The 13273-nt window shown below is 70.8% G+C and carries 13 protein-coding genes; 11 read left to right on the top strand and 2 right to left on the bottom strand.

Annotation, left to right across the window (positions count from 1 at the left end; translation table 11 throughout):
* The first annotated feature begins 30 nt into the window (after positions 1-30).
* Positions 31-594 (top strand): TetR/AcrR family transcriptional regulator, encoded by a 564-nt coding sequence (locus tag ACSYGN_RS11265; RefSeq protein ID WP_460403382.1) that lies wholly within the window; start codon positions 31-33, stop codon positions 592-594.
* Between the two features lie 76 nt (positions 595-670).
* Here ACSYGN_RS11265 and ACSYGN_RS11260 read toward each other — a convergent pair whose 3' ends face one another.
* Positions 671-1228: a murein hydrolase activator EnvC family protein gene (locus tag ACSYGN_RS11260; RefSeq protein WP_460394455.1), complete on the bottom strand. Its 558-nt coding sequence runs from the start codon at positions 1226-1228 to the stop codon at positions 671-673.
* 283 nt (positions 1229-1511) lie between these two features.
* Between ACSYGN_RS11260 and rpsB the strand changes: the two genes are divergently transcribed.
* The 10 genes from rpsB (at position 1512) to ACSYGN_RS11210 (ending at position 12343) form a co-directional block, all read left to right on the top strand.
* The gene (gene rpsB, locus ACSYGN_RS11255) at positions 1512-2438 is read left to right on the top strand and encodes a 30S ribosomal protein S2 (RefSeq protein WP_460394453.1); all 927 of its coding nucleotides are present in this window, start codon (positions 1512-1514) and stop codon (positions 2436-2438) included.
* A 148-nt stretch (positions 2439-2586) separates the two neighbouring features.
* Complete coding sequence (tsf, locus tag ACSYGN_RS11250) at positions 2587-3432, top strand: translation elongation factor Ts (RefSeq protein WP_460394451.1); 846 nt, start codon at positions 2587-2589, stop codon at positions 3430-3432.
* A gap of 190 nt (positions 3433-3622) precedes the next feature.
* Positions 3623-4381, top strand: a complete 759-nt coding sequence (gene pyrH / locus ACSYGN_RS11245; protein WP_460394449.1) for a UMP kinase — start codon at positions 3623-3625, stop codon at positions 4379-4381.
* Positions 4382-4523: 142 nt separating this feature from the next.
* A complete protein-coding gene (frr, locus tag ACSYGN_RS11240) occupies positions 4524-5081 on the top strand; it encodes a ribosome recycling factor (RefSeq protein ID WP_460394447.1) in 558 nt (185 codons plus the stop codon).
* Positions 5081-6196, top strand: coding sequence for a phosphatidate cytidylyltransferase (locus tag ACSYGN_RS11235; RefSeq protein ID WP_460394445.1), 1116 nt, complete (start codon positions 5081-5083; stop codon positions 6194-6196). The genes frr and ACSYGN_RS11235 overlap by 1 nt, the downstream gene beginning before the upstream one ends.
* A gap of 327 nt (positions 6197-6523) precedes the next feature.
* Positions 6524-6973, top strand: coding sequence for an SRPBCC family protein (locus ACSYGN_RS11230; protein WP_460394443.1), 450 nt, complete (start codon positions 6524-6526; stop codon positions 6971-6973).
* A 147-nt stretch (positions 6974-7120) separates the two neighbouring features.
* Positions 7121-8224 (top strand): dual-specificity RNA methyltransferase RlmN, encoded by a 1104-nt coding sequence (rlmN, locus tag ACSYGN_RS11225; protein WP_460394441.1) that lies wholly within the window; start codon positions 7121-7123, stop codon positions 8222-8224.
* Positions 8225-8553: 329 nt separating this feature from the next.
* Positions 8554-9645 (top strand): thiamine ABC transporter substrate-binding protein, encoded by a 1092-nt coding sequence (locus tag ACSYGN_RS11220; RefSeq protein ID WP_460394439.1) that lies wholly within the window; start codon positions 8554-8556, stop codon positions 9643-9645.
* Positions 9646-9719: 74 nt separating this feature from the next.
* The gene (locus ACSYGN_RS11215; RefSeq protein ID WP_460403380.1) at positions 9720-11321 is read left to right on the top strand and encodes an ABC transporter permease; all 1602 of its coding nucleotides are present in this window, start codon (positions 9720-9722) and stop codon (positions 11319-11321) included.
* Positions 11321-12343, top strand: a complete 1023-nt coding sequence (locus ACSYGN_RS11210; RefSeq protein WP_460394437.1) for an ABC transporter ATP-binding protein — start codon at positions 11321-11323, stop codon at positions 12341-12343. The genes ACSYGN_RS11215 and ACSYGN_RS11210 overlap by 1 nt, the downstream gene beginning before the upstream one ends.
* 92 nt (positions 12344-12435) lie before the next feature.
* Here ACSYGN_RS11210 and ACSYGN_RS11205 read toward each other — a convergent pair whose 3' ends face one another.
* Complete coding sequence (locus tag ACSYGN_RS11205; RefSeq protein ID WP_460394435.1) at positions 12436-13143, bottom strand: LAETG motif-containing sortase-dependent surface protein; 708 nt, start codon at positions 13141-13143, stop codon at positions 12436-12438.
* Positions 13144-13273 lie beyond the last annotated feature (130 nt).

Here is a 13273-nt window from a genome sequence, read left to right as displayed (position 1 = left end):
GTCGATGTGCCAAGGATTCGAGCGGCCTCCGTGGCCGAGCACCGGTCGATGCAACGAGCCGCCCTGCTGGACGCGGCCCGCTCCCTGCTGTCCGAGGGCGGAACGGAGGCGCTGACCTTCCCGGCCCTGGCCGAGCGGACGGGTCTCGCGCGCTCGTCCGTCTACGAGTACTTCCGTTCCCGGGCCGCGGTGGTCCAGGAACTCTGCGAGGTCGACTTCCCCGTCTGGGCCGCCGAGGTCGAGGCGGCCATGGAGTCGGCGGAGGCGCCCGAGGCCAAGGTCGAGGCGTACGTCCGCAAACAGCTGGAGCTGGTCGGCGACCGGCGGCACCGTGCCGTCGTCGCGATCTCGCAGAGCGAACTGGACGCCGCCGCCCGCGAGAAGATCCGCAACGCCCACCACGGCCTGGTCACGATGATCGTCCAGGCCCTCGCCGACCTGGGCCACGAAACCCCGCGCCTGGCGGCGATGCTCCTCCAGGGCGTCGTGGACGCCGCGGCCCGCATGGAACTCGGCGACATGGGCCCCATGGGCGCCCCGACAGCCATCAGCGACGCAGCGGTCACGATGGCCCTCCAGGGCATCCGAGCCTGACCCCGGCCGCCCCTGCGCCGGACCTCGCGCCCCCACTCCCGCCAACGCCCCCGCACCGCACCCCCACCCACCCCCCTCAAGGCACCGCCACCCCCGCCACCGGCAGCAGCCTCGACGGCCCCCTGCGCAGCAGGCTCAGTGGGTTCAGATACGTGCTCCCGCGCAGCAGGCCCCAGTGGAGGCAGGACGTGGGGCAATGGGGTGGGGTGGGCGGGGGTTCCGCGGTGCCGATCAGCTCGCCCGGTGTTACTTGGTCGCCCGCTCGGACCGAGGCCTGGACCGGTTCGAATGTGGTGCGCAGGGGTGGGGTGCCGGTGTCTGCCAGGGTCAGGGAGATCACTCCGGTTCCGGCCACCCGGCCCGCGAAGGTCACCCGGGCGGGTGCCGGGGCGCGGATCGGTGTGCCGGGGGCCGCCGAGAGGTCGATGCCGCGGTGGCCGCGGCCGTACGGGGTCGACGGGGGCTGCCAGCCGCGCAGGACCACGGGCCGGCCGGGCACCGGCCAGACGGCGGGGCGCGGCGGGGCGCCCGTACGGGGCGCGGGGGCGGCCAGGGCTGCCGTCGAGGTCAGCAGGGCAGCCGAGAGGAGCAGCAGGGCCGGGGGCGCCAGGAGAGCCGAGTGAGGCGTTCGCATGCGGGACACCGTCCCGTGCTCCCGGTGATCATGGCCGGGACCGTGGACTACTGACTGGTTGTGGACACTGCCGTCAGCCGCCGCTCCGCCGTTCCCGTACACTTCTTCTGGCGACCCGGGCGATCGGGTCGACTTCGCACGCCCCGATACGAAGTGGCCGGTCTTGGTCCGATCCTCCGTATCAGCGCCCCTCGGTCCTTTGTGGCAACGGCGCACGCGGGCGTCAGGCGCGGAATCCGTCCGGAATCCGCGGCACAACCGAGAAACCCAAGGAGATACGGCCATGGCCGTCGTCACGATGCGGGAGCTGCTGGAGAGCGGCGTCCACTTCGGTCACCAGACCCGTCGCTGGAACCCGAAGATGAAGCGCTTCATCTTCACCGAGCGCAACGGCATCTACATCATCGACCTGCTCCAGTCGCTGTCGTACATCGACCGCGCCTACGAGTTCGTCAAGGAGACCGTCGCCCACGGCGGCACGGTCATGTTCGTCGGCACCAAGAAGCAGGCGCAGGAGGCCATCGCCGAGCAGGCCACCCGCGTCGGCATGCCGTATGTCAACCAGCGCTGGCTGGGCGGCATGCTCACCAACTTCTCCACCGTCTACAAGCGTCTGCAGCGCCTCAAGGAGCTTGAGCAGATCGACTTCGAGGACGTCGCGTCCTCCGGTCTGACCAAGAAGGAGCTGCTGGTCCTCTCCCGCGAGAAGGCCAAGCTGGAGAAGACCCTCGGCGGTATCCGCGAGATGCAGAAGGTGCCCAGCGCCGTCTGGATCGTGGACACCAAGAAGGAGCACATCGCGGTCGGCGAGGCCCGGAAGCTCAACATCCCGGTCGTCGCCATCCTCGACACCAACTGCGACCCCGACGAGGTCGACTACAAGATCCCGGGCAACGACGACGCGATCCGCTCCGTCACCCTGCTCACCCGTGTGATCGCCGACGCCGTCGCCGAGGGCCTCATCGCCCGTTCCGGCGTCGCCACCGGTGAGAAGGGCGAGAAGGTCGTGGGCGAGCCGCTCGCCGCGTGGGAGCGTGACCTGCTCGAGGGCGAGAAGAAGGACGAGGCTCCGGCCGCCGAGGCCGCTGCCGAGGCCCCCGCCGCTGAGGCGCCGGCCGCTGAGGCCCCGGTCGAGGCCCCCGCTGCCGAGGCCCCCGCTGCCGAGGCTCCGGTCGCCGAGGCGCCGGCCGCCGAGGGCGAGCAGGCCTGATCCGTCAGGGGGACGGCGGGGGCGGCGACATCCAGTCCGCCCCCGCCGTTCACCCGTAGGTCAGCGGCGGGCCGTCGGCCCCGGATACGCCGGACCGCGGACACCCTGATCTTCGATCTTCCAGACCTCGAGAAAGACTCACAGACTCATGGCGAACTACACCGCCGCCGACGTCAAGAAGCTCCGCGAGCTCACCGGCGCCGGCATGATGGACTGCAAGAAGGCGCTGGACGAGGCCGACGGCAACGTCGAGAAGGCCGTCGAGGCGCTGCGCATCAAGGGCCAGAAGGGCGTCGCCAAGCGCGAGGGCCGCTCCGCCGAGAACGGCGCCGTGGTCTCCATCATCGCCGACGACAACTCCTCCGGCGTGCTGGTCGAGCTGAAGTGCGAGACGGACTTCGTCGCCAAGGGCGACAAGTTCCAGGCCGCGGCCCGCGCCATCGCCGAGCACGTCGTGAAGGCCGCCCCGGCCGACCTCGAGGCGCTGCTCGCCTCCGAGATCGAGCCCGGCAAGACCGTCCAGGCGTTCGTCGACGAGGCCAACGCCAACCTCGGCGAGAAGATCGTCCTGGACCGTTTCGCGCAGTTCACCGACGGCTTCGTCACCGCGTACATGCACCGCACGATGCCCGACCTGCCCCCGCAGATCGGTGTTCTCGTCGAGTTCGACAAGCTGACCGATGAGACTGGTGCTGTCGCCAAGGGCATTGCTCAGCACATTGCCGCCTTCGCGCCGAAGTACCTCTCCAAGGAGGACGTGCCGGCCGACGTCGTCGAGTCCGAGCGCCGGATCGCCGAGGAGACCACGCGCGCCGAGGGCAAGCCCGAGGCCGCCCTCCCCAAGATCGTCGAGGGTCGTCTCAACGGCTTCTTCAAGGACGCGACGCTGCTCGGTCAGCCGTACGCGCTCGACAACAAGAAGTCCGTCCAGAAGGTCCTGGACGAGGCCGGTGTCACCCTGAAGCGCTTCACGCGCATCAAGGTCGGCATCTGAGTCCGTACCGCGAGCGGCGCGCCGTCCCGATAGGGTCGGAGACAGTCGTCCGGGTACGCCGTCACGCGGGCGCGTGACGGACGACAGCAGATCTGACGAGGAGGCCATTGCCGAGGACGGGCAGCGAAAAGCGACCCCACCGGCAATGGCCTTCTTCGTATGTGCACGACGTAAAAGAGGCGGGATCCCCATGACCACCAAGGCCCAGAAGAGCGACGACGGCAAAGTACACGGCCGGTTTCTGCTGAAGCTGTCCGGGGAGGCATTCTCGGGCGGCGGGGGCCTGGGCGTCGATCCCGACGTGGTGCACGCCATCGCCCGCGAGATCGCCGCCGTCGTCCGGGACGGCGCACAGATCGCCGTCGTCATCGGCGGCGGCAACTTCTTCCGCGGCGCCGAGCTCCAGCAGCGCGGCATGGACCGCGCCCGTTCGGACTACATGGGCATGCTCGGCACCGTGATGAACTGCCTCGCCCTCCAGGACTTCCTGGAGAAGGAGGGCATCCAGTCCCGGGTGCAGACCGCCATCACCATGGGCCAGGTCGCCGAGCCGTACATCCCGCTGCGCGCCGTACGCCATCTGGAGAAGGGCCGTGTGGTGATCTTCGGCGCCGGTATGGGCATGCCGTACTTCTCCACCGACACCACCGCCGCCCAGCGCGCCCTGGAGATCGACGCCGAGGCCCTGCTGATGGGCAAGAACGGTGTGGACGGGGTCTACGACTCCGACCCGAAGACCAACCCGGACGCCGTCAAGTTCGACTCCCTCGGCTACGGCGAGGTCATCACCCGTGACCTCAAGGTCGCCGACGCCACCGCCATCACCCTGTGCCGCGACAACAAGCTGCCTATCCTCGTGTTCGAGCTGGTGACGGCCGGGAATATCGCACGGGCCGTCAAGGGTGAGAAGATCGGCACGCTCGTGGGTGACCAGGGCAGCCGGCACTGACCGGTCGGTCACGGGCCGCGGCCGTGGGATGGACAATGTCCTGACGGTCGGGAACCGTGCAGGAAGAAGACGCGACGCAGCCGGCCGCCGCCCCACCGAGGAACCGCAGCCGGGCCTTACTCAAGACACGCAGGAGCAAGTGGTGATCGAAGAGACCCTCCTCGAGGCCGAGGAGAAGATGGAGAAGGCCGTCGTGGTCGCCAAGGAGGACTTCGCCGCGATCCGCACCGGCCGTGCGCACCCGGCGATGTTCAACAAGATCGTGGCCGACTACTACGGTGCGCCGACGCCGATCAACCAGCTGGCCTCGTTCTCCGTGCCGGAGCCGCGCATGGCGGTCGTCACCCCGTTCGACAAGACCGCGCTGCGCAACATCGAGCAGGCGATCCGCGACTCCGACCTGGGCGTCAACCCGAGCAACGACGGCAACATCATCCGGGTGGTGTTCCCCGAGCTCACGGAGGAGCGCCGCCGCGACTACATCAAGGTCGCCAAGCACAAGGCGGAGGAGGCCCGCGTCTCCATCCGCTCCGTGCGCCGCAAGTCCAAGGACGCCATCGACAAGCTGATCAAGGACGGCGAGGTCGGCGAGGACGAGGGCCGCCGCGCTGAGAAGGAGCTCGACGACCTCACGGCGAAGTATGTCGCCCAGGTGGACGAGCTCCTCAAGCACAAGGAATCGGAACTGCTCGAAGTCTGATGAACGACTCTTCCTGGGGGGCGCCGCCACCGGCCGGGTACTGGGGGCCGTCCGCGCCAGGGCCCGCGCAGGGCCCCGTGCACGGACCGGTCCCGGGGGCCGTGCCGGCGGTCCCCGCGTACGATGCGCCTGAGGCGCAGCAGACTCGCCCCATGCCCATCGTGCCCGACGTACCCGCGTACGGCGGAGACCAGGATGCCGGCCGGGGGGCCGTTCGGACGAGCGGCCCCTTGTTCCGAGACGAGCAGAATCCGGAGCCCATGCCCGACGCCCCGCAGCCGGCGCCCGCCCCGCAGAAGAAGAGCGCGGGCCGGGACCTCGGCGCGGCCATAGGCGTCGGCGTCGGTCTCGGCGCCCTGGTCGTCGCGTCCCTGTTCGTCGTCAAGGCGGTCTTCGTCGGCGTCGTCGCCGTCGCCGTCGTGGTCGGCCTGTGGGAGCTGACCAGCAGGCTCCAGGAACGCAAGGAGATCAAGGCGCCCTTGGTGCCGCTCGCGGTCGGCGGCGCCGGGATGGTCGTCGCCGGGTACGCGGGCGGAGCGCAGGGCGCCTGGGTGACGATGGCGTTCACCGCGCTCGCGGTCCTGGTCTGGCGGATGGGACAGCCGCCGGAGGGCTATCTGAAGGATGTGACGGCGGGCGTCTTCGCGGCGTTCTACGTCCCGTTCCTCGCCACGTTCGTCGCCATGATGCTCAAGGCGGACGACGGCCCCTGGCGGGTGCTGACCTTCCTGCTGCTGACCGTCGTCAGCGACACCGGCGCCTACGCCGTCGGCTGGCGCTTCGGCCGGCACAAGCTCGCCCCGCGCATCAGCCCCGGCAAGACCCGCGAGGGTCTGCTCGGCGCCGTGGGGTTCGCCATGGTGGTGGGCGCGCTGTGCATGCAGTTCGTCGTCGACGACGGCGCCTGGTGGCAGGGCCTGCTGCTGGGGCTGGCGGTCGCCGTCAGCGCCACGCTGGGCGACCTCGGCGAGTCGATGATCAAGCGGGACCTGGGCATCAAGGACATGGGCACCCTGCTGCCGGGCCACGGCGGCATCATGGACCGGCTCGACTCGCTGCTGCCGACCGCGCCGGTGGCGTGGCTGCTGATGGTGGCGTTCGTCGGCTCGGCTTGAGACGGGTTTCGGCCTGAGGCGGGTTAGCCCGAGTCGGGCTCTGCCTGAAGGGGGTTCGGGCCGAGTCGGGCTCTGCCTGAAGCGGGCGGCCTGAAGCGGGCTCGGCCCCAGACCGGCTCGGCCCCAGACCGGCCCGGCCCCAGACCGGCCCGGCCCCAGACCGGCCCGGCCCCAGACCGGCCCGGCCCCAGACCGGCCCGGCCCGAGGTGGCGCTCTCCGCCGCGACCGCGACCGACCCTGCCCGCCCCGGGGATGGCCCAAGCGGCGGGCAAGTGGGACGATTCGGGAGTAAGCCCTCAACGGGGACCACCCGAAAGGAGGGCGCCATGTCCGCCTTCCATGACGAGTTCGACCTGGACCGCCGTCCCGAGGACGTCTGGGCCTATGTCATCGAACCCTCCCACCTGCCGGAATGGCAGGCCAGCGCGGTGTCCGCGGAACCGCTCGACGACCGCCCCTTCGGCCTCGGCTCCAAGGTCCGCGTCGTACGGCACGTAGGCCGCCGCACGATCCCGATGACCATGGAGTGCACCGAGTACGAGCCGGGCCACGCCTGGACGGTGCGCGGTATCGACGGCCCGGTCCGGGGAGTGTTCCACGGCGAGGTCGCCCCCCTCGACGACGGCCGCCGTACGCATATGACGATGGACCTCGATTTCGAGGGCCACGGCATCGGCAAGGTGCTGCTCCCGCTGCTGGTCCGCCCCCAGGCCCGCCGTGAGATGCCCCGCAACGAGCAGCTCCTCAAGGACCACCTGAGGCCCACCGCGGCCTGACGGGTGCGGTGACGCGGGTGCGGTGACGGATACCGCACGGGTACAGACAGCACGGGTACAGACAGCACGGCCGCAGCACGGGTGCCGCACGGGCCTCCGGTCGCCGGGCACAGGCCACCGGAGTCGATCTGCGACACTGATAGCACCATGCCCAAGCCCGGAGAAGTCACCCTCATCGTGCCCCGCGGTGCCCGCCCGCCGCGGCATCTCGCCGATCTCACGCCCGCCGAGCGCAAGGAGGCGGTGGCCCAGGCGGGCGAGAAGCCGTTCCGCGCCAAGCAGCTCTCGCAGCACTACTTCGCGCGGTACGCGCACGACCCCGAGGAGTGGACGGACATCCCCGCCGCCTCGCGCGGCAAGTTGCGCGAGGCGCTGTTCCCGGATCTGATGACGGTCGTCCGGCATGTCTCCACCGACCAGGGCACCACACGCAAGACGCTGTGGCGGCTGTTCGACGGCACCCTCGTCGAGTCGGTGCTGATGCGCTACCCGGACCGGGTGACCATGTGCATCAGCTCACAGGCCGGCTGCGGGATGAACTGCCCGTTCTGCGCGACCGGGCAGGCGGGCCTCGACCGCAATCTGTCCGCCGCCGAGATCGTGCACCAGATCGTCGACGGGATGCGCGCCCTGCGGGACGGCGAGGTGCCCGGAGGCCCGGCGCGGCTGAGCAACATCGTCTTCATGGGTATGGGTGAACCGCTGGTCAACTACAACCGGGTGGTGCGGGCCATCCGCGCGCTCACCGACCCCGCGCCGGACGGGCTGGGCCTCTCGCAGCGCGGGATCACCGTCTCGACGGTCGGCCTGGTGCCCGCCATCCGCCGGTTCGCCGACGAGGGCTTCAAGTGCCGGCTGGCGATCTCCCTGCACGCCCCCGACGACGAGCTGCGCGACACCCTCGTCCCGCTGAACACGCACTACTCGGTCCGTGAGGTCCTGGACGCCGGATGGGAGTACGTCGAGAAGTCCGGCCGCCGGCTGTCCATCGAGTACGCCCTGATCCGGGACATCAACGACCAGGCGTGGCGCGGTGACCGGCTCGGCCGCCTCCTCAAGGGCAGGCCCGTGCACGTCAATCTGATCCCGCTCAACCCGACGCCCGGCTCGAAGTGGACCGCGTCGCGGCCCGAGGACGAGAAGGCGTTCGTCGAGGCGATCGCGGCGCACGGGGTTCCGGTGACCGTCCGGGACACCCGCGGCCAGGAGATCGACGGAGCCTGTGGTCAGCTCGCGGCCACCGAGCGGTAGCCTCTGGCAGCCACCGAGCGGTAGCCTCTCGCGGCCACGAGCGGTAACCTCTCGCGGCACCGAGCGGTAATCTTGGGCCGTCGGCACCAGCGGGTGCCGACGTCACATCTCCATATGGCATCACATCTCCATATTCCGACAGGGGAGCGCCACAGCGCTGAGAGTGCGGCACCCGGGCCGCAGACCCTCTGAACCTCGCCCAGGTCATTCTGGGTAGGAAGTTCGGTCATCACTCGAGCTGTTGCGCCCTGCCCGGGCACCGGCGGATCTCCTCCGCGGGCGCCCGGGCAGGGCCGCGTCTCTTCCTGGTCACCCCCAGGAGGAATTCAGTGCAGTACAGAACGTGTGTCGCCGCCGCGACCGGCCTCGGCCTGGTGGCGATCGCCACGCTGTCCGCGTGCGCGTCGTCCGACACGAAGAGTTCCACGAGTTCCACGAGTTCCAAGACCGTGACCCTCGTCAGCCACGACTCATGGGCCGTGTCCAAGAGCGTGCTCAAGGACTTCGAGAAGCAGTCCGGCTACACCGTCAAGGTGCTGGAGAGCGGCGACGCCGGGCAGGCCGTCAACAAGGCGATCCTGACCAAGGACAACCCGCAGGGCGACGTCTTCTTCGGCGTCGACAACACCCTGCTCTCCCGCGCCCTCGACAACAGCCTCTTTCAGCCGTACCAGGCCAAGAACCTCGCCTCGGTCGGCGCCGCCTACCAGCTCGACCAGGCCAAGCACCGCGTCACACCGATCGACTACGGCGACATCTGCGTCAACTACGACAAGGCGTACTTCAGCAAGCACAAGCTGACCCCGCCGCAGTCCTTCGACGACCTGGCCGAGCCGCAGTACAAGAACCTCCTCGTCACCGAGAATGCCTCCACCTCCTCGCCCGGCCTCGGCTTCCTGCTCGCCACCGCCGCCCATTACGGCGACGGAGGCTGGACGGGCTACTGGAAGAAGCTCAAGGCCAACGGCGTCAAGGTGGTCGACGGCTGGGACCAGGCCTACAACCAGGAGTTCTCCGGATCCGCCGGCGGCAAGAAGGCCAAGGGCGACCGGCCGCTCGTCGTGTCGTACGCCTCCTCGCCGCCCGCCGAGGTCGTCTTCGCCGAACCGCGGCCGAAGACCGCGCCGACCGGGGTGTCGTACGGCACCTGCTTCCGGCAGATCGAGTTCGCCGGGCTGCTGAGCAACGCGAAGAACACCGAGGGCGGCAAGGCGTTCATCGACTTCCTGCTGTCCAAGGAGTTCCAGCAGGACATGCCGCTCAACATGTTCGTCTACCCGGTCGTGAGCGGGGCGGCGGTGCCCGCCGAGTTCACGCAGTACGGCCAGGCCGCCAAGGATCCCGAGACCATGACGCCCGGCAAGATCGCCGCCAACCGCGACCAGTGGGTCAAGTCGTGGACGTCACTCGTCCTGAAGTAGCTTCCCGGGCCGCCGAGGAGGGCCGTACGACGCGGCGGCCACGGGCCGGGAGCAGCGCGGCGCGGCTGGGGCTGCTGGTCCTGCCCGTCGCGTTCTTCGGCGTGTTCTTCGCCTACCCCGTCGCCGCGATCACGGCCCGCGGGCTGCACACCGGCGGGTCCTGGCACCTCGGCCGGATCCCGGAGGTCGTCACCGACCCCGGGATCCGGCACGTCCTGTGGTTCACCGTCTGGCAGGCGCTCGCGTCCACCGCGCTGACCCTGCTGATCGCGTTGCCCGCCGCCTATGTCTTCGCGCGCCTGGACTTCCCGGGCAAGCAGGTGCTGCGGGCCGTGGTCACCGTGCCGTTCGTGCTGCCCACGGTCGTCGTCGGTACGGCGTTCCTCGCGCTGGTCGGCCGCGGCGGGCTCCTCGACCAGCTCTGGGGCGTACGGCTCGACACCACCGTGTGGGCGATCCTGCTCGCGCACGTCTTCTTCAACTACGCCGTCGTCGTCCGCACGGTGGGCGGACTGTGGGCGCAACTCGACCCGCGGCAGGAGGAGGCGGCGCGGATGCTCGGCGCCTCGCCGTTCGCCGCGTGGCGGAAGGTCACCCTGCCCGCGCTGGCCCCGGCTGTGGCCGCCGCCGCGCTGATCGTCTTCCTGTTCACCTTCACCTCCTTCGGCGTCGTCCAGATCCTCGGCGGCCCCACGTTCTCGACCCTGGAGGTCGAGATCTACCGGCAGACCTCCGAGATCTTCGACCTGTCCACGGCAGCCGTCCTCACCCTCGTCCAGTTCGCGGCGGTCGGCGCGATCCTCGCCGTGCATGCCCGGACGGTACGGCGCCGGGAGAGCGCGCTGCGGCTGGTGGACGCCTCCGTCACCGCCCGCCGGCCGCGCGGCGCCGGCCAGTGGGCGCTGCTCGCCGGAGTCCTCGCCACCGTCGCCGTGCTGCTGGTGCTGCCGCTCGCCGTCCTGGTCCAGCGGTCCCTCGGCGCGCCGGACTTCGGCTACTACCGTGCCCTCACCCGTGACGACGGCGGGACCTTCCTGGTCGCGCCCATCACCGCGATCGGCACCTCGCTCCAGTACGCCCTCGCCGCCACCGGTATCGCCGTCCTCATCGGCGGCCTCGCCGCCGCGGCCCTGGCCCGGCGCGACGCCGGACGCCTGGTGCGCGGGTTCGACATGCTGCTGATGCTGCCGCTCGGCGTCTCCGCGGTCACCGTCGGCTTCGGCTTCCTGATCGCGCTCGACGAACCGCCGCTGGATCTGCGCTCCTCGTGGATCCTGGTGCCGCTCGCCCAGGCGCTGGTCGGCGTGCCCTTCGTGGTGCGGACCATGCTGCCGGTGCTGCGCGCCGTGGACACCCGGCTGCGGGAGGCGGCGGCGGTGCTCGGGGCGTCGCCGTGGCGGGTGCGGCGGGAGGTCGATCTGCCGATGGTGCGGCGGGCGCTGCTGGTCGCCGCCGGGTTCGCGTTCGCCGTGTCGCTGGGCGAGTTCGGCGCGACCGTGTTCATCGCGCGGCCCGACCGGCCGACCCTCCCGGTGGCGGTGGCCCGGCTGATCGGACGGCCCGGTGATCTCAACTACGGCCAGGCGATGGCCCTCTCGACGATTCTGATGCTGGTGTGCGCGGTGGCGCTGCTCGTCCTGGAGCGCCTGCGCACCGACCGGACGGGGGAGTTCTGATGCTGCTGAGCCTGAAGGGCGCGACGGTACGGTTCGCAGGGCGGCCGGTGCTGGACGCCGTCGACCTCGATGTCGCCGAGCACGAGGTGGTGTGCGTGCTCGGGCCCAGCGGCAGCGGCAAGTCCACGCTGCTGCGAACCGTGGCCGGGCTGCAACCCCTCGACGCCGGGCGGGTGCTGCTCGACGGGCGGGACCAGTCGGGAGTGCCCGCGCACCGGCGCGGGGTCGGGCTGATGTTCCAGGACCACCAGCTCTTCCCGCAGCGCGACGTGGGCGGCAACGTCGCGTTCGGGCTGCGGATGCACGGCGCCTCACGCGGCGGACAGGCTGAGCGGGTCGCCGAGTTGCTGGACATGGTCGGGCTGCCCGGCGCCGCCCGGCGGGCCGTGGCCGCGCTGTCCGGCGGTGAGCAGCAGCGTGTCGCCCTGGCCCGGGCCCTCGCGCCGCAGCCCCGGCTGCTGATGCTGGACGAGCCGCTGGGCCAGCTCGACCGCTCGCTGCGGGACCGGCTGGTCGTCGAACTCCGCGAGTTGTTCGGCCGGTTGGGCACCACCGTGCTGGCCGTGACGCACGACCAGAGCGAGGCGTTCGCGCTGGCCGACCGGGTCGTGGTGATGCGGGACGGGCGGATCGCCCAGTCCGGCACGCCCCTTGAGGTGTGGCAGCGCCCGGCGGACGAGTTCGTGGCCCGCTTCCTCGGCTTCGACAACGTCGTGGCGGCGACCGTCGCCGGTACGGTGGCGGTCACTCCGTGGGGCAAGGTCCCGGTGCCCGAGGACGCCCCGCAGGGCGCCCGCACCCTGCTCGTACGGCCCGCCGGGGTACGGCTCGTGGCGGTCGGCGAGGGCCTGCGCTGCACGGTGACCGCCCGCACCTTCAAGGGCACCCATGTCGCGGTCCGGCTGCGCCCCGAGGACGGCGGCCCGCCCCTGGAGGCGGCCTGCGCGCTGCGGGAGGCGCCGGAGCCCGGGGCGGCGGTCGGCGTGGAGTTCGACGCGTCCGAGGCCGTCGTACTGGACTGACCTGCTCGTGAACCGCGCCCCGTCCGTCAACGCACATGCGGCCCGCCCCCGTTGAAGGGAACGGGCCGCACGCGACCTCGGACTACGGCGTATCAGCGACCGTTGTTCGCACCGCGACGGCGCATGCCGTAGAACACGGCACCGCCGCCGACGATGACCAGGGCGGCCGCGATGCCGGCGATCAGACCGGTGTTGGAGCTCGCACCGGTCTCGGCGAGGTTGGAGTCACCGGCCGCCGGAGAGGGCGCGTTGCTCGCGGTGCCCGCGGGCGCGGTGCTCGAACTCTCGGAGGCGGACGGGGTCGGGGTGTTGGACCCGGCCGGGGTGGAGGCGGACTGCGACGGCGACGCCGAGTCCGACTGGCTGGGAGAGGGGGTCGGGGTGTCCTCGGTCGTGCAGGCCTTGGACGGGGTGGTCAGGTTCGGCTTGATGTCCTGGTCGACGACGTTGCCGGCCTTCACATGGACGCGGTAGACGGCGTTGGGCTGCCAGTCCTCTTCGAAGGTGATGGCGACACCCTCGCGCGAGCCCTTGACGTTCGTCGGCTTGCCGACCTGCTTGGCGTCGGCGCCGTTGTTCTCCAGGAACACGGTGACGACAGCGGGGGTGCCGGAGGCGTCCTTGTCGGTGACGGTGATGACACCCTTGGAGCCGTTGCACGTGGCTTCGGCGGAGAACTCACTGATGTTGCACGCGAGCGCGCTTCCGGCGGCGCTCAGCGCGAGCGCGGCCGAGCCGGCGGCGACACCGAGGATGCGCACGGAGCGTGCGGTGCGGCGGGATATGGAAGTGATGGCCACTGTGCCCTTCACGGGATGCGCAATTGCGGGGGGCTGAGGGGGCGGTGACAGCGACGCCACGGCACGCGCGGGACCTGTCCCTCGGACCCGGGCAGCACTGAGGTTCCACCACCCCCAGGTGACTCACAGG

This window comes from Streptomyces sp. YIM S03343 (assembly GCF_054729195.1).
Note: the sequence above shows the minus strand (reverse complement) of the source record. Positions and strands in the feature narration are given on the sequence as shown.